This is a genomic window from Qipengyuania thermophila, assembly GCF_004153605.1.
Classification (GTDB): domain Bacteria; phylum Pseudomonadota; class Alphaproteobacteria; order Sphingomonadales; family Sphingomonadaceae; genus Qipengyuania_B; species Qipengyuania_B thermophila.
This window is the reverse complement of the sequence record NZ_SDSI01000001.1, coordinates 489,911-506,105: the sequence shown is the minus strand read 5'-3', so window position 1 is coordinate 506,105 and position 16,195 is coordinate 489,911. Positions and strand designations below refer to the sequence as shown.

The 16,195-nt window shown below is 70.3% G+C and carries 11 protein-coding genes; 3 read left to right on the top strand and 8 right to left on the bottom strand.

Annotated elements, in window-relative coordinates:
• Positions 1–22 precede the first annotated feature (22 nt).
• The 3 genes from ETO60_RS02395 to ETO60_RS02385 are packed head-to-tail and all read right to left on the bottom strand — an operon-like array spanning position 23 to position 3,636.
• Entirely contained in the window at positions 23–1,357 is a 1,335-nt protein-coding gene (locus ETO60_RS02395) for a cytochrome P450 (protein ID WP_130002348.1), read from the bottom strand.
• Positions 1,358–1,417: 60 nt separating this feature from the next.
• Positions 1,418–2,671, bottom strand: coding sequence for an ABC transporter permease (locus tag ETO60_RS02390; RefSeq protein WP_130002346.1), 1,254 nt, complete (start codon positions 2,669–2,671; stop codon positions 1,418–1,420).
• Positions 2,668–3,636: an ABC transporter ATP-binding protein gene (locus tag ETO60_RS02385; protein WP_234026276.1), complete on the bottom strand. Its 969-nt coding sequence runs from the start codon at positions 3,634–3,636 to the stop codon at positions 2,668–2,670. Before ETO60_RS02385 ends, ETO60_RS02390 begins: the two co-directional genes overlap by 4 nt.
• A 107-nt stretch (positions 3,637–3,743) precedes the next feature.
• On the opposite strand from ETO60_RS02385, the gene queG reads away from it, so the two are divergent.
• On the top strand, positions 3,744–4,820 hold the full coding sequence (queG, locus tag ETO60_RS02380; RefSeq protein WP_130002344.1) for a tRNA epoxyqueuosine(34) reductase QueG: 1,077 nt from the start codon (positions 3,744–3,746) through the stop codon (positions 4,818–4,820).
• Here the strand turns inward: queG and ETO60_RS02375 are convergent.
• From ETO60_RS02375 to ETO60_RS02355, 5 genes are all read right to left on the bottom strand, one after another.
• On the bottom strand, positions 4,804–6,030 hold the full coding sequence (locus ETO60_RS02375; protein ID WP_130003022.1) for an NAD(P)/FAD-dependent oxidoreductase: 1,227 nt from the start codon (positions 6,028–6,030) through the stop codon (positions 4,804–4,806). The genes queG and ETO60_RS02375 overlap by 17 nt on opposite strands.
• A 58-nt stretch (positions 6,031–6,088) precedes the next feature.
• Positions 6,089–10,804 carry an NAD-glutamate dehydrogenase domain-containing protein gene (locus ETO60_RS02370; protein WP_234026275.1) on the bottom strand — a complete coding sequence of 1,572 codons (4,716 nt, stop codon included), beginning with the start codon at positions 10,802–10,804 and terminating at the stop codon, positions 6,089–6,091.
• A 145-nt stretch (positions 10,805–10,949) separates the two neighbouring features.
• Positions 10,950–11,963: an LLM class flavin-dependent oxidoreductase gene (locus ETO60_RS02365; RefSeq protein ID WP_130002341.1), complete on the bottom strand. Its 1,014-nt coding sequence runs from the start codon at positions 11,961–11,963 to the stop codon at positions 10,950–10,952.
• Positions 11,960–12,838: a tetratricopeptide repeat protein gene (locus ETO60_RS02360; RefSeq protein ID WP_130002339.1), complete on the bottom strand. Its 879-nt coding sequence runs from the start codon at positions 12,836–12,838 to the stop codon at positions 11,960–11,962. Before ETO60_RS02360 ends, ETO60_RS02365 begins: the two co-directional genes overlap by 4 nt.
• Before the next feature lies 1 nt (position 12,839).
• A complete protein-coding gene (locus ETO60_RS02355) occupies positions 12,840–13,601 on the bottom strand; it encodes an alpha/beta fold hydrolase (protein WP_199798816.1) in 762 nt (253 codons plus the stop codon).
• Between the two features lie 146 nt (positions 13,602–13,747).
• Between ETO60_RS02355 and thrS the strand changes: the two genes are divergently transcribed.
• Positions 13,748–15,757 carry a threonine--tRNA ligase gene (gene thrS / locus ETO60_RS02350; RefSeq protein ID WP_130002337.1) on the top strand — a complete coding sequence of 670 codons (2,010 nt, stop codon included), beginning with the start codon at positions 13,748–13,750 and terminating at the stop codon, positions 15,755–15,757.
• On the top strand, positions 15,754–16,194 hold the full coding sequence (copM, locus tag ETO60_RS02345; RefSeq protein WP_234026274.1) for a CopM family metallochaperone: 441 nt from the start codon (positions 15,754–15,756) through the stop codon (positions 16,192–16,194). Before thrS ends, copM begins: the two co-directional genes overlap by 4 nt.
• The last annotated feature ends 1 nt before the right edge of the window (position 16,195 follow it).

The window sequence follows — 16,195 nt, the reverse complement described above, 5'->3', positions numbered from 1 at the left end:
ATGCGCCGCCGGCGGGAGGCGGTCAGAAGCGCGTCACCTCCACCTCCAGCCGCCGGAACCCATGGACGAAATTCGCACGGACCCGCTCGACATCGCCGGCGACATGGACCCTGAGCCGCCGGGCGTGCATCTCTTCCAGCAGGATGCGCAATTGCAGTTCGGCCAGCCGCGCGCCCACGCAGCGGTGAATTCCGTATCCGAAGGCGAGATGCCGCCGCGCGTTCTCGCGGGTGATGTCGAGCCGGTCCGGCTCGTCGAACACCTCCTCGTCGCGATTGGCCGACAGATACCACAGCACGAGCTTGTCGCCGCGCCGGATCTGCTGGCCGAACAGTTCGGCATCCTCCTTGGCGGTGCGGCGCATGTGGGCGAGTGGCGTCTGGTAGCGGATGCACTCCTGCACCGCGTTCGGGATCAGATCGGGCTGTTCCTCGAACAGCTTGCGCTGATCCGGGAAGCGGTCGAAGGCATGGATGATCCCGGACATGGTGTTGCGCGTGGTGTCGTTGCCACCGACGATCAGCAGCACGAGATTGCCCATGAATTCCTGCGGTTCCATCTGGTTCATGGCCGGAGAATGGATCATCATGGAGATGAGGTCGGGTCCGGGTTCAGCCTGCGCCTTGCGCATCCAAAGCTGCTGGAAATAGGCCGCCATCTCGTACAGGATCGCGCGCCGCTGCTCGTCGAGAGCGCGGATGCTGGCAAGCTCGGTGTCGCCGGCCCAGTCCGACCAGAAGGTGAGCAGCCGCCGGTCCTCCCACGGAAAGTCGAACAGGATCGCCAGCATGCCGGTGGTCAGCTCGATCGACACCCGGTCAACCCAGTCAAACACCTCCCCGCGCGGCAACGTGTCCAGAACCTCGCCGGTGCGCCGGCGGATGTCGGCTTCGAGCCGCTTCATCTCTTGGGGCGCGAAGGCCGGCGCGACGGTGCGCCGCTGCCCGGTGTGCTTGGGCCGGTCCATGGCGATGAACATCGGCAGTTCGAACCGCTCGCGTCCCAGCGTCGCGAGTTCCTCGTCGCTCAGCGCATCAAGGATCGTGATGCCGCCATATTCCCAGCTCGACGAGTAGAGGTCGGGCAGCGACTCGACGTGCTGCACCGCCTTGTGCTGAACCACCGCCCAGTACGGCCCGAACGGGCTTTCGGGAATGTGGTGAAGCGGCCCTGCGGCGCGCATGGCGGCGAAGATCGGCTGCCAACGATCCTCGGCATAGATGTCGGAACGGCTGACGTCGAAGGGATGAGGATGATGCAGCCGTTGCTCGGGATGCTCGGCCAGGTGCGTGCGCAACGCTTCCGCCGCCGTCGGCGCTGTCCGAAAGGCCACTCCGCCAGGCGCTTCCATGCCCATCCATGCTCTCCGTGCTTGCACCCGGCTTCTTCCGGGCCGGCACGGCCATGATGAAGGTCTTTACACCGATGTCAATTCAGCCGCGTCGCGGCCACGCCGGAGCCGGAGGCGTTCGCGCCACGGCCGGCGCGGCGCGCCCGAATGCATGACGCGGCGGCGGAAAAGGGTTGCGCCGCCGCGGATGAACAGGGCCACGAACAGCACTTGCCAGGCAAGGGCAAGAGCATGGACGCCGAGACCAGGCTCCTGCGCCGCGCGTGACACCATGGCATAGGGCGACGACAGGGGAAATGCCGTTGCCGCCCAGGCCACGCCGCCGTCAGGGTTGGCCACGGCGAGGTTGCCGAGGAAGAAGATCAGCATCTGGCTCATGGTCACCGGCATCGACAGCGTCTGCACCTCGCGCACGCTGGCGGCAAGCGAGCCGATGGCGAGGAAGATCGCGCCAAGCAGCAGGTAGTTGAGGGCAAAGTAGAGCACGAACAGCAGCGCGAACAGCGGCCAGCCGACCGCCGGTGCCGGAACGGGCGGGAGCGCATCACGCGCCAGCCACAGCAGCGCTCCGCCCGCCGCGGCCCACACGGCGATGCCGACGAAGGAGATCGCCAGCATGGCGAACAGCTTGCCCAGGAACACCGCATCCATGGGGATCGACGCGGCAAGGATCTCGATGATCTTGTTGCCCTTTTCCTCCACCAGGTTCGAGAGCACCATGCCCGCGAGCAGCATCGACAGCAGGAACAGCAGCAGCTGTCCGCCCTGAGCCACGCTCATTCGGTCGCGCCGCGCATCGCTCGTCGAGGGCCGCGCCGGCGCGAGCGCCAAGGCCGGCACCTCCAGCGTGCCGGTGCTGCGCGCCTCGGCCAGCAGAAGCCGCACCAGCCCCTGCCACCGCTGGAGGCGGTCCTCCGGGCCGAGGAGCACCGGCTCGGCCAGCGTCCCGGTCAGCACGGCGCCGGCGTTCAGCTCCGGCCGCCCGAGGAGCGCCGCGGCTCCGCCCGGCGGCGCGGGGATCACCCGCACCTCCGGCAGATCGACGCCGACCGTCTCGCCGAGATGCCGCCGTGCGGCCACGACGCGCGCCGCATCGCCCGCGGGCATGGTCACGGCCAGCGCCGGTGTGCCGACCGATCCGCGCATCTGGTCGCCGATGCCGCCCGCCAGCGCGGCCACCGCAACAGGAAAGAGCGGCCCCAGAAGAAACAGCAGAAAGGTGCGGCTGAGCAGGATGGCGAGGAAATCCCGCTGCGCCACCACCATCGCCGCCGCCGGCAGCGACAGTCGCTCGCGCGGGCTGTCGGCTTTGCGGCTCATGCCGGCGATCCGTCGGCGGCGCTGCCGTTCGCCAGCGCCCGCGCGGCCGCCTCTCCGGCGATGTGCATGAAGGCATCGTGAAGACCGGCCCGCTCGATCGAGAGCGAGAGGATGCCGGCCTGTCCTTCGACGAGGTCGCGCAGCATGGCTTCGATGCCCGTAGCGGGCAGCGGAAAGGTCCACCAGTGGCCGCCGCCCTCCTTGCGCCCGGCGGCAGCACCGGGGGGCAACCTGCGGCGCCACGGGCCGTCCCCGGCGCGCGTTTCGAGCCGGACCTGGGCGGGGATGCGGTCGCGCGCCTCATCCACGCGCCCCTCGAACGGAACACGCCCGCCGGCAATGATGGCGATGCGCTCGCACAGCCGCTCGGCATGGGCGATCACATGGGTCGAGAAGATCACGGTCGTGCCCGCGGCGGCGAGATCGCGGATCATGGTTTCGAGCTTGCCCTGGTTGATGGCGTCGAGGCCGGAGAAAGGCTCGTCCAGCACGACGAGGCGCGGCCGGTGCACGAGGGTGCCAAGCAGCTGCACGGTCTGCGCCATGCCCTTGGACAGGTGCCGGATCTGCCGGTCAGCGGCGTTGCCGAGCCCGTGGGCCTCGAGCATCGCGCGGCCACGCTCCCGGCCGACCCGCTGCGGAAGGCCCCGCAACGCGCCCATGAAGGCGATGGCGTCCACCGCCTTCATGGCCGGATAAAGGCCGCGTTCCTCGGGCAGATAGCCGATGGCGCGCGCAACCTGGTGTGGCCGCTCGTGCCCCAGGACGATCCGGGTGCCGCTGTCGGGGTCGATGATGCCGAGCAGCATGCGCATGGTGGTCGTCTTGCCCGCGCCGTTCGGGCCGAGGATCCCGTAGATCGCACCGGCCGGAACGGTGAGATCGACGCCGCCCACCGCCTCCGTGCCGCCGAACCGCTTGACCAGTCCGCGCGCCATCACCGCCGGCGGCCGCGCGTCCTCCATTGCCTGCGTCGGCGCAGAGGCGGTAGGAGCCGAGAGAGCAAGCATGTCCGGCGCAGCCTCCATGCCGGCGGTGTACAGACCCGGTCCTTACGCAGGCAACCCCGACCATGGTTAACAACGATGCGACACGCGTTCTGGCCGCCCGCCTCCGGGAACAGGCCCGCGCGCTTGGCTTCGTCGCCGTGGGCTTCGCCCCGGCCGCCACCGATCCGCTGCGCCGCGCCCGGCTGCTGGCATGGCTGGACGAGGGACGGCACGGCAGCATGGCGTGGATGGAGAGCCGGGCGGAGGAGCGGGCGGCGCCGCAGACGCTGTGGGACGAAGCGCGCAGCGTCATCGCCCTGGGAATGAGCTACGCGCCGCGCCACGATCCGCTGGCGCTGGAAGGGCGCGGCGAGGTGGGGCGGGTGTCCGTCTACGCGCAGGGACGCGACTACCATGATGTCGTCAAGAAGGCGCTGAAGGCGCTGGCCCGCTGGCTCGTGGCGGAGGCGCAGTCCCTCGGGATCGCCGATGCGCGGCTTAAGGTGTTTGTCGACACCGCGCCGGTGATGGAGAAGCCGCTCGCACAGGCGGCGGGGATCGGCTGGCAGGGCAAGCACACCAACGTGGTCAGCCGCGCGCACGGCTCGTGGCTGTTTCTCGGCGCGATCTACACCGTCATCCCGTTCGCGCCCGACGCGCCGCACCGGGATCTGTGCGGTTCGTGCCGCGCCTGTCAGGATGCGTGTCCGACCAGTGCCTTCCCGGCGCCGTACCGGCTCGATGCGCGCCGGTGCATCTCCTACCTCACCATCGAGCACGCCGGACCCATCCCGCATGAGTTTCGCGCCGCCATCGGCAACCGGATCTACGGCTGTGACGACTGCCTGGCGGTGTGTCCGTGGAACAAGTTTGCCGCAGCCGCCGCGGCCCATCACCGCTTCGAAGCCCGGCCGGAGCTTGTCGCCCCGCCTCTGGCGGACTTCCTGCGCCTCGACGACGCCGGGTTCCGGGCGCGCTTCTCCGGCTCGGCGGTGAAACGGATCGGCCGCTACCGGTTCGTGCGGAACTGCCTCATTGCCGCCGGCAACAGCGGCGACCGGTCGCTTCTGGCGCTGGTGGACGCCTTGACCGCGGATGCCAGCGCCCTCGTCGCGGAGGCGGCCGGATGGGCCGCGGCGCAGCTCAGAGCATGTCCTTGAGGGGTACGGACGTGTCGGCGAGCAGGTCAGGGTCGATCTCGGCGCGCTGTTCGACCAGTCGCCGCCCCTGCGCGTAGTCGCGGGTGGCGTTGACGCAGTCGAGCGCCCGCACCCGGCCTTCCTTCAGATACAGGATGGAAAAGGTCCGTTCCTGCATGCGCCCGCGCACCACCGCCGTGTCATGCCCGGCGGACAGTCCGACCGTCTGGAGCCGCAGGTCGTACTGGTTGGACCAGAACCATGGCAATGACCGGTAAGGCTGCGGATCGCCGCAGATGGTGCGTGCCGCCACGCCGGCCATGTCCATGGCGTTCTGCACCGATTCGAGCCGGATGATCTCGTAATCGGCATAGGGATTGGCGTGCGCCGCGCAGTCGCCGATGGCGAACACGTGGGGCAGGCTGGTGCGGCAGTACTCGTCCACGTCGACCCCGTTGGCACCGACCGCGCCCGCGGCGATCAGTGGCCCGACCGCCGGCACGATGCCGATTCCGACGACCACCACGTCGCAGGCCAGCTCCTCTCCGATGTCGAGCCGGGCCGCCTCGACCCGGCCGGCGCGTCCGGTCAACGCGTCGACCTGCGCCGACAGCACCACGTTCACGCCGTGGGCGCGGTGCTCGCGCAGGAAGAACTGCGACAGTTCCGCGCCCGCCACGCGGGACAGCAGGCGGTCCTCGGCCTCGACCAGAGTGACGTCGCGACCAAGTGCGCGCAGCACGGCGGCGGTTTCGAGGCCGATATAGCCGCCGCCCACCACGACGACCCGGCTGGCGCCCGCGTCGAGATCCGCCCGCAACCGGTCGAGGTCATCGCGCGAACGCACGGCATGGATGCCCTCGAGATGGGAGCCGGGGCACGACAGCATGCGCGGGTCGCCGCCGGCGGCCCACACGAGCTGGCCATAGCCGATCCGTTCGCCGCTGGAGAGTGTGACCGCGCGCCGTGCGGGATCGACATCGGCTACGTTGGCGCCGGTGCGGATGGTGATGGCGCGCTCCTCCCAGAACGATGCCGGGCGCAGCATGATCCGCTCGAACAGGCGCGCTCCCTGAAGATAGTCCTTGGACAGGGGCGGCCGCTCGTAGGGCAGGTGGCGGTCGCGGGTGAGCATCAGGACGCTGCCCGCAAAGCCGCACTGGCGCAGGACGATGGCGGTCTGCGCCCCGGCATGGCCGGAGCCGACAATCACCACGTCCGCCTCGTGCATCACCCATGTGCTCCCATGCCGACGCCGGGACGGCCTGCCGGGGGCGAGGGCCGCAGGCTCACCGGCAAAGCAGGTTCCGCGCCATGCTCGCGACCTGCGCCAGCATCGGCGCGGTCACGACCCCGTCACGCTGCGCCCGCGTGATCATTTCCCGGAACAGGGATATGGGAACCGCGCGGCTCTCGAGCCAGGCCTTCATGGATTCCTCGATCGTCGCGTTGCGCCGCTTGCTCCGCGCGAGGCGGCGCAGGAAATCCAGCCGCAGCTGCTGGAAATCGCGCGCCAGTCCGGCGACCAGCAACCGTTCCCAGACGTCGCTCGGGGTCATGATCGAGGCGGTGCTCTGCGCCCAGTCGAGTCCCAGCCGGTCTCCCAGCGTGATGAACATGCGCGCGGTTTCGTGCGTGTCCACGCCGATCTCGCGGGCAAGGTCGGCGACCCCGATGGCCCCGTCCATGTCGAACAGGTGCGCCACCTCCCGTGCCAGCGCGTCGGGAGCGCCCGCGTCCTCCAGCTCGGCAAGGATGCGATTGGAATGCTGGCGGGTTTCGGGTGCGAGAAGGTCGAAGGTGTCCACGCCGAGGGCGTCGACGCCCTGACGCAATTCGCCAAGCACCTGGACAGGGTCCGCAAGGGACCGACCGGTCCGGAGCAGGTCAGCCATCTCGCTGCGAATGGCCAGTCCGAGGCGGCTGAGCAGCAGGAGGCGGGCGCTTTCGGTCATCTCCGCCGTTTCCAGCCGCGCCCACAATTCCTCGAGACCCATCAGCCTGTCGACGATCACGAAGGCGGCCGCGACCTGGCCCAGCGACACGCCTTCCTCCTCGGCCAGCTCGAACGGATGCAGAATGCCCAGCCGGTTGATCACCCTGTTGGCGAGCTTGGTGGCGACGATCTCGCGGCGAAGGCGATGCTGGCGCAGCTCGGTCCCGAACCGCTCCCTCATGGGGCGGGGGAAGGCATTCAGCAGGATGTCCTCGTAGGGTCCGGCGATGACGGGATCGTCGGCTTCGATCTGGTCCTGCAGCAGCAGCTTGGTCGTGGACAGCAGCACCGCCAGCTCGGGCCGCTCAAGTCCGCGCCCCTCCACCGCGCGCCGGCTGAGCTCGTCGGCGTCCGGCAGGCCTTCCGACATCCGGTCGAGTGCGCCTAGCCGTTCAAGCGAGGCAATGAGGTGGGCGTAGGGTTCCGCCGCCTGACGGCCGCCCATTTCCGCGATGGACAGGGCCAGCGCCTGATTGCGGTTGTCGTCGAGGACCAGTTCGGCGACCTCGTCGGTCATCTCCGCAAGCAGCGCGTTGCGATCCTCCAGCGTGAGCGTGCCGGCGCGCATGGCTGCGGCCAGGGCGATCTTGATGTTGACCTCGTTGTCCGAGCAGTCCACGCCCGCCGAATTGTCGATGAAGTCGGTGTTGATGCGCCCGCCCGCGCGCGCGAACTCGATCCGGCCCGCCTGGGTCAGCGCCAGATTGGCGCCTTCGCCGACGACCCTGGCGCCCAGCTCGCTGCCGTTCACCCGCACCGCGTCGTTGCCGGGGTCGCCGACCACGGCGTTGTTTTCCGCCGCCGCCTTGACGTAGGTGCCGATGCCGCCGAACCAGAACAGGTCGGTCTTCGCCTTCAGGATGGCGGTGATGAGCGCGTCGGGTTCGATCTCGGCCTGCGGCAGGCCCAGCATGTCCATCGCCTCCGCCGACAGGGTGATGCTCTTGGCGTCGCGCCGGTACACGCCGCCTCCTCGCGACAGCCGGCTGGTGTCATAATCCGCCCAGCTCGACGAGGGCAGGTCGAACAGCCGCTTGCGCTCCTCCCATGCCGTCTCGGGATCCGGGTCGGGATCGATGAAGATGTGGCGGTGGTCGAACGCGGCCACCAGCTTGACGGCCCGGGACAGCAGCATGCCGTTGCCGAACACGTCGCCCGACATGTCGCCGCAGCCCGCCACGCGCACGGGTTCGCTCTGCACGTCGACGCCCAGTTCGCGAAAGTGGCGCTGCACGGAGATCCAGCCGCCGCGGGCGGTGATCCCCATCGCCTTGTGGTCGTAGCCGTTGGAGCCGCCGCTGGCGAAGGCATCGCCCAGCCAGAACCCTTTCTCGAGAGCGATGGCGTTGGCGACATCGGAAAACCGCGCGGTGCCCTTGTCGGCGGCCACCACGAAGTAGGGGTCGGCGCCGTCGCGCACCACCACTTCGGGCGGGTGGATGACCTTGCGGGCCGAGAGGTTGTCGGTGATCGACAGCAGCGCGCGGATGAAGACTTCGTAGGCCGCCTGCCCCTCCGCTGCCCAGCCGGCGCGGTCGATGGCGGGCGAGGGCAGCTGCTTGGGATAGAAGCCGCCCTTGGCGCCCGTGGGAACGATCACCGCGTTCTTGACCCGCTGCGCCTTGAGCAGCCCCAGCACCTCCGTGCGGAAGTCGTCGCGGCGATCCGACCAGCGCAGGCCGCCGCGGGCGACCGGCCCGGCGCGCAGGTGAATGCCCTCGACCCGGCGGCTGTACACCCAGATCTCCCGCCATGGCAGCGGCCGGGCAAGGGCTGGCAGACTTGCCGGGTCGATCTTGAACGCCAGCGCCTCCTGGCCGGACGGAGCAAAGGCGTTGGTCCGCAGCAGCGATTCCACCAGCGCGGCGAACAGGCGCAGGATCCGGTCGTCGTTGATCGCGCTCACGGAGACGAGGGCCTGGCGGATGTGCGCCCGCGCCTCTTCGGCTTCCGCTTCGCGCGAGCCGGCGAAGGCGGGGTCGTGCAGGGCGACGAACAGCCGCACGATGTTCGCCGTCACCTGCGGCGCCCGCAGGAGCGCGCCGGTCACCGTGTCGAGGGTGAAGGTCAGCCCGGTCTGGCGCAGGTAATGATACAGCGCCCGCAGCCAGCCGGCGGCCCGGGCATCGAGCGTCGTCTCCACCACCAGCCGGTAGAAGCCGTCATTCTCCGCATGGCCGTTCAGCACGGCGGCAATCGCGTCCTCGATCACCTCTGCCCGCTCCATGGCGCGGGCGGCCAGCTCCGGCGCCGAGGTGCCCAGCAGGAAGTCGTGGATGGCGCCGGCGCGGCCCCCGTCCAGCAGGGTCGGCATCTCGCTCTGGACATGGAAGCCGAAATTCTCGAGCACCGGCACCGCATCGGACAGGGCCAGCGTGCCTTCCGCCTGGTAGAGCTTGAGCCGCAGAACGCCCGTTTCATCCTCCTCCTTGCGGTAGAGGCGCACGCCGCGCTGGTCCCCGTCTCCCGCCGCGCCGGGAGGCACGAGGCGGCGCAGGCGCGCAATGTCCTGAGCCGCCTCGGCGGCGCCGTAGTGGATGCGGTAGCCGATGGGAAAGACCTCGGCGAGCCGCGCGGCCACCACCGCCGCCCGGCTGGCGTCCTCGAGCCGGCTCAGTTCGCGCTCCACCGCCTCCTGCCAGCCGCGCAGCATGTCCTGCAGCCGCTCTTCGAGCAGCGCCTCGGTGACGCGGGTGCGCGAGGTGCGCACGTCGAGCGCGAAGCGCAGCAGGGCCAGATTGCCGCCTTCGACCTCCAGGCTCCAGTTGAGGAGGGCGGCCTCGTTGCCCTCTTCCAGAAGACGCTGGATCCGCAGGCGCACCTGCGTCGAGAGAAGGTCGCGCGGCAGCCAGACGAACGCGAACAGGTGGCGGGCAAGCGACGACTCCACCAGCACCACCCGTGGACGCGGCCGGTCCATCAGCGTCATCATGGCCGTGACGACGCGCGCCGTGCTCTCGTCGTCGAAGCCGATCAGCAGATCGTGCGGCAGGGCGGTGAACGCGTGGACCAGCGCCTTGCCGGCATGCCCGGTGGCGTCGATGCCCAGCCGGTCGAGGAGCGCCTGCAACTGGCGGCGCAGCCGGGGAACCTGCGGTGCCGGAGCGGCGAGCGCCGCACTGGTCCACACGCCCGCGTGCACCGAAAGCGCCGTGGTCACGCCGCCGCTGCGTTCCGGCACCAGGAACAGGTCCAGCGGCACCCGCCGGTGAACGAAGGAGAGGTGGTTGGCCTTGATGATGAGCAATTCGCTCCCGGCATTCTCGGCCGCATCGAACCAGGCGAAGGCGCGTTCGTAGGACGCGTCGGTGAGCGGCTCGGGCGTGCTCTTGCGGCAGATGCCGAGGCGCGCCGTCGCGGTGCCGTCCCGCCGGCGGGTGACATGGCCGAGCTGGGTCAGCATGCCCGCATTCAGCCAGCGCAGAAGGGCGGCCGACTCCGCGTCGTCGAGCCGCGCCGCATCCTCCTCCATGACGCGCTGCATCCGCGTCCAGTCCCCGACCGCGGCGCGCACGTCCTCGAGCGCGGTGCGGATGCTGGAGGCGATGCGGCGGCGGCTGCGCGCGTCCATCCGCACCGTTTCGATGTAGACCATCGACTCGCGCGCGCTGCCTTCCGCGGCTTCGCCCGGCGGGAATATGGCGCGCAGTTGTCCGCCTTCGTCCCGCCGCACCGCCACCACCGGGTGCACCAGCCGGTCGATGCTCAGCCCTTCAGCCGCGATCACCGCGGCGATCGAGTCGACGAGGAACGGCATGTCGTCGTTGATCACCGCGAAGCGGGTGAAGCGGCGGTCGTCGAGTGCCGAGTCGACCGTCACGACCGCGCGCCGGGGCCGGCGCTGCGCCGCCGCCTCCAGCAGGAAGGCGACCGCGTCGCCGAGCTTTGGCTGCGGAAACGGAGTGTCGCCCGGCAGCATCAGCTGCTCGATGCGCCGGATCAGGAGGGAGCGGAGATCGGGCGCCGCGCGATCGGTATGCGGAGCCTGCAGTTCCTGTGTGTCGGCCATTGTTCGGTTTACCATCCCGGCCCGCCGATTGGCGCCGGTCCCCTGCGCGAAACGATGCCCGACCCGGATCGGGCGAATGACGAGCGCTTAGGCCGCGACACAGGGTCACGCAAGCGCCAGCCGCGCAGACGTTCGGGCCGTGCGTTCAGGCGCTTGCGGACCGGCGCGCCATGCCGCCGGCGGCGAGCGCCTCCATCGTGAGCGCGAGGGACCGCACCCGCGCCTCCGGGTCGTAGGTGGACCCGGCGACGATCACCTCGTCGGCGCCGGTGCGGGCGCAGAAGCGCGTGATCTGCTCCGCCACCATTTCCGGCGTGCCGACGGCCTGCGCCTGGCCGAGGTGATCGAGCATGGCTCGCAGCGGCGGCGGCAAGGTGGCGCGGTACTCCGCGACAGGCGGCGGCAGCCGGCCCGGGTCGCCGCTGCGCAGGCGCACGAAGGCCTGCGCCTGGCTGGAGGCGATCCTTTCCGCCTCCTCGGCCGTGGGCGCGCAGAACACGTTCATCGCCACCATGACATGCGGCTGCGCCAGCGTCGCGGACGCGGTGAACCGGCTCCGGTAAAGAGCGAGCGCCGCATCGAGATGGTCAGGCGCGAAATGGGAGGCGAAGGCATAGGGCAGCCCCAGCCGCGCCGCGAGATCCGCGCCGAACAGGCTCGAGCCCAGCAGCCACAGCGCGACCGCCGCGCCATGGCCGGGCGTCGCCCGGAGCGGCAGGTCCGGTTCGCCCGTCAGCAAGGCGCGCAGCTCCGCCACGTCCTGCGGGAACCGTGCCGCGGCAGCGTGGAGGTCGCGGCGTAGGGCGTGGCCGAGCTGCGGTCCCGCGCCCGGCGCCCGGCCCAGCCCCAGATCGACCCGGCCGGGGAACAGCGCGTCCAGCGTGCCGAACTGCTCGGCGATCTGCAGGGGTGAATGGTTGGGCAGCATGATGCCGCCGGCACCGATCCGGATCGTCCGCGTCGCCGCGCCGATCCGCGCCAGCACCACTGCGGTGGCCGCGCCGCCGATGCCCTCCATCAGGTGATGCTCCGCCACCCAGTAGCGGCGGTAGCCGAGCGCTTCTGCCGCCTGAGCCAGAGCGATGGCCGCGCTGAACGCCTCCGCAAGATCCGCGCCCTCGCGCACCGGCACGAGATCGAGAACCGACAGGTCCGTCATCGGGTGGCCGTGCCGTCCTGCGCCCCCGTGTCCTCGAACTGGGCCAGATAGTTCTCGGCCGTCCGCGCTGCGTCGGTGCCGGGCGCGAGCGCAACGACCGAACGCCACGAGCGGGCGGCCGCCTCCGGCTGTCCTGCCATGGCGGCGATCACCCCTGCTTCGAGAGCCACGCGCGGCTCGCGCGGGGCGAGCGCGGCCGCCTCGGTGATCAGGGTCTGTGCCTCGGCCAGATCTCCCGCAGCCCGAGCAAGGACGGCCGACAGGAGCAGAACCTCGGCGCTGCGTGGCTGGAGCGCGCGGGCGGCGGCAAGGCTTGCCCGCGCTTCGCTCAGCTGGCCGAGCTGCGCCCGGGCGGTCGCGGCGTCGAGCTGCACGCTGAACGCGAGTTCCTGCTCTCCCGATGCCAGCGCGACGCTTCGCGCCTGCTCGAGCAGGGGCAGCGCCGCGGCCGCGTCCGCGCCGAGCAGGGCCGCATTTCCGGCAAGGGCGAGCAGGCGCGCCCGGTAGGGCAGATCGTCGTTCGCCACCGCCGCCTGCCCGGCCGAGAACGCCTCGCGCGCCTCCTGATGCCGGCCGAGACCAATCAGCGCCATCCCGCGGCAATGCTGCGCCTCGGCGCGGAGAGGGCCCTGCGCCTCGCGCAGCCATGCGTCGCCTGCGCTCAGCGCCTCCGCCGCCGCCGCGGGCAGCGCGGCAAGGCAGCGTTCCAGCCGTCCGGAATGCGCCGGTTCCGGCGCCGGTGCCGCATCCAACGGGGCACCCGCGCTCCGCGCCGGAGGGGGCGGAAGGGTCGGAACGGCCATCGGATCGCCGGGCAAGGCGGGGCCGATGGTGCCGGCCTGCATGGCGAAAAAGGCAAGGAGCAGCGCGTTCATGTCAATCTCCGGCGGGCAGGGCGGCGATCACCTGCAGCAGCAGGGCGATGTCCTGAGCGCGTGACAGGCGGTGGTCGCCATCCTTGACCAGTGTCACCTGTATGTCGTCCGAACGCAGCTTCTCAGCCAGCCTGAGGCTGATCTCCCATGGCACGTCTGCGTCCCGCTGTCCGTGGATGAGCCGGACCGGCGCCGTGATCGCGACCGGACGGTGCAGGAGGCGCAGCGCCTGCGCGTCCTGCCAGAACGCCGGGTGGGTCGGCGTCGGTTCGGGGCCGTAGGGATTGTGTTGATGCACGGTGTGCCCCGCCGCGAGACGCCCTTGCTCCGCCGCGTCATAGCCCCACCCGGTGAAATCCGGGGCCGCGGCGATGCCGACGAGGCCGGTGACGCGGGCGCCCAGAGCCTCCGCCACCAGCAGCATGAGCCACCCGCCCATGGACGAGCCGATCAGCACGAGCGGACCGGGCGCAAGAACCGAGACGAGCTCCTGCACCTCCTCGCTCCAGCGGGTCAGGGTGCCGCTCGCGAAGGTGCCGCCGCTCTCGCCGCAGCCCGAGTAGTCGAGGAGGAGACAGGCGCGGCCCTGCTCCGCTGCCCAGCGCCACAGGGCGGTGGCCTTGCTCCCCCTCATGTCGGACATGTAGCCGGGAAGGAACACCAGCGTCGGCCCGCGCCCCTCCTGCCGCCGATACGCGACGCGCCGGCCATCCCCGGTCATGCGGTGGAACTCTGCCGGCGGCAGATCGGAAGTGTCGTTCATCGCCGCCATGTGGCCGGCGGCCGCGCGTTTGCAAGGCCGCGCCCCCTTTGCCGGACGCGCCGTGTCGCCCTAAGGGGTGCCACACGCCTTTTGCTGCGCCCGCGCTTGTGCCATGGGGGCGCGCAAACCCTGTGGACACGATCACCATGACGCAGCTTCTCAAGATCAGCCTGCCCGACGGTTCCGTGCGCGAAGTGCCGCGCGGCAGCACTCCGGCCGATGTGGCGGCGGCGATCGGGGCAGGGCTGGCCAAGGCCGCGCTCGCCGCGCGCGTCAACGGCGAGCTGCGCGACCTCAACCGCCCGCTGGAAGGGGACGCACGCCTCGAACTGGTGACGAGCCGCGACGAGGCGGACGCGCTCGAGCTGGTGCGTCACGACTATGCCCACGTGCTGGCCGAGGCGGTGCAGAACCTGTTTCCGGGCACGCAGATCACCTTTGGTCCGGCAACGGAGGACGGGTTCTACTACGATTTCGCTCCCGCCCCCGACCGCGGCCCTTTCACCGAGGAAGACCTGCCGGCGATCGAGGAGGAGATGCGCCGCATCATCGGGCGGGACGAACCGCTCGTCCGCGAGGTGTGGGAGCGCGAGGCGCTGATCCGCTGGTTCGACGAACAGGGCGAACGGTTCAAGGCAGAATGGGCGGCCGAGCTGCCCGAGGGCGAGGAACTCACCGTGTACCGTTCGGGTGCATGGCTCGACCTGTGCCGCGGGCCTCATCTCGCCTCCACCGGCAAGCTGGATCCGCAGGCGTTCAAGCTGACGCGGGTGTCGGGCGCATACTGGCGCGGCGACCAGAAGAACGCCATGCTGTCGCGCATCTACGGCACCGGCTGGCTGAACAAGAAGCAGCTCGATGCGCACCTTCTGCGGCTGGAGGAAGCGGCCAAGCGCGACCATCGCAAGCTCGGCCGCGAAATGGATTTGTTCCACCTCCAGGAAGAGGCGCACGGCTCCGTCTTCTGGCACCCCAACGGCTACACCATCTGGCGCGAGCTGGAAGCGTATATGCGCCGCCGGATGGACGCGGGCGGCTATCGCGAAATCAAGACGCCGCAGCTGATGGACGTACGCCAGTGGGAAGCCTCGGGGCACTGGGGCAAGTATGCGCAGAACATGTTCGCCGTGCCCGACATCGTGCCCGATGTCGACGCGGAGGCCGGCGTGGCCTCGCCCCGTGTTGCGCCCGACGCCGACTGGATGGCCATCAAGCCGATGAACTGTCCGGCGCACGTCCTCGTCTTCAAGCAGGGCATCACCTCCTACCGCGACCTGCCGATCCGGTTGGGAGAGATGGGCTGCTGCCACCGCAACGAGCCGCACGGGGCGCTGCACGGGCTGATGCGGGTGCGCCAGTTCACGCAGGATGACGCGCACATCTTCTGCACCGAAGGGCAGGTGGTCGAGGAGGTGCGCCGGTTCGTCGAGCTGGCCGATGCGGTCTACCGCGACTTCGGCTTCACCTACGCCATCAAGCTGGCGCTGCGACCAGAGCAGCGGTTCGGATCGGACGCGGACTGGGACAAGGCCGAGGGCGAGTTGCGCGATGCGCTGCGCGCGCTGGGTGTCGAGTGGGAAGAGCTGCCGGGCGAGGGCGCGTTCTACGCGCCCAAGCTGGAATGGCACCTCACCGACGCGATCGGGCGCACGTGGCAGGTGGGCACCATCCAGTCGGACCGGGTGCTGCCCGCACGCCTCGACGCGACCTATGTGGGCGAGGACGGGTCCAGGCACCGTCCCGTGATGCTGCACCGGGCGATCTTCGGATCCTACGAACGGTTCATCGGCATCCTGATCGAACACTATGCGGGCAGGCTGCCGCTGTGGCTGGCCCCGGTGCAGGCGGTCGTCGCCACCATCGTGTCGGACGCGGACGACTACGCCACGCAGGTGGCTGCGCAGCTGCGCGCGGCGGGCCTGCGGACGGAGACGGACCTGCGCAACGAGAAGATCAACTACAAGGTGCGCGAACACTCGCTGGCCAAGGTGCCGCACCTTCTGGTCGTCGGCAAGCGCGAGGCGGAGGAAGGTACGGTGGCCCTGCGCACGCTGGGCGAGCCGCAGCAGCGCGTCCTGCCGCTGGCCGACGCTGTGGCCATGCTGATGGCAGGGGCATTGCCGCCGGATCTGGGGAGCAGGAGTGTTGACCGATGAGCGGTGCCCGTATGCCCCTGGTGGTGCTGCTTCTCGCCGGCATGGCGGGGTGCGGTCAGCCGCAGCCGGACAATGCCGCCCGGTCGCCGGCCGCAACGCCGCCTGCCGCCGAGGCCGCGGCCACGCCGCTGACCCCAGCGCAGGAGGCCTACAGCCAGGCCAATGCGCGGATGCACGCCGGCATGGCTGCAGCCGTCGACGCCGATCCCGACGTCGCCTTTGCCAAGGGCATGATCCCGCATCATCAGGGCGCCATCGACATGGCGCGAGTGCAGCTGCAATACGGCAGCGACCCCGAGATGCGTCAGCTGGCGCAGGAGATCATCCGCGCTCAGGAAGCCGAAATCGCGCAGCTGCAGGCCTTTCTCGCGGCCCGGGGCGTGGCCGGGTCGACACCCGCTCCGGCGGCACCGGCTCACCACGCCGGCGGACATTGAG

Coding starts and splice junctions, on each gene's coding strand:
- ETO60_RS02395 (WP_130002348.1), bottom strand. CDS start 1,357: ATGGGCATGGAAGCGCCTGGCGGAGTGGCCTTTCGGACAGCGCCGACG.
- ETO60_RS02390 (WP_130002346.1), bottom strand. CDS start 2,671: ATGAGCCGCAAAGCCGACAGCCCGCGCGAGCGACTGTCGCTGCCGGCG.
- ETO60_RS02385 (WP_234026276.1), bottom strand. CDS start 3,636: ATGGAGGACGCGCGGCCGCCGGCGGTGATGGCGCGCGGACTGGTCAAG.
- queG (WP_130002344.1), top strand. CDS start 3,744: ATGGTTAACAACGATGCGACACGCGTTCTGGCCGCCCGCCTCCGGGAA.
- ETO60_RS02375 (WP_130003022.1), bottom strand. CDS start 6,030: ATGCACGAGGCGGACGTGGTGATTGTCGGCTCCGGCCATGCCGGGGCG.
- ETO60_RS02370 (WP_234026275.1), bottom strand. CDS start 10,804: ATGGCCGACACACAGGAACTGCAGGCTCCGCATACCGATCGCGCGGCG.
- ETO60_RS02365 (WP_130002341.1), bottom strand. CDS start 11,963: ATGACGGACCTGTCGGTTCTCGATCTCGTGCCGGTGCGCGAGGGCGCG.
- ETO60_RS02360 (WP_130002339.1), bottom strand. CDS start 12,838: ATGAACGCGCTGCTCCTTGCCTTTTTCGCCATGCAGGCCGGCACCATC.
- ETO60_RS02355 (WP_199798816.1), bottom strand. CDS start 13,601: ATGAACGACACTTCCGATCTGCCGCCGGCAGAGTTCCACCGCATGACC.
- thrS (WP_130002337.1), top strand. CDS start 13,748: ATGACGCAGCTTCTCAAGATCAGCCTGCCCGACGGTTCCGTGCGCGAA.
- copM (WP_234026274.1), top strand. CDS start 15,754: ATGAGCGGTGCCCGTATGCCCCTGGTGGTGCTGCTTCTCGCCGGCATG.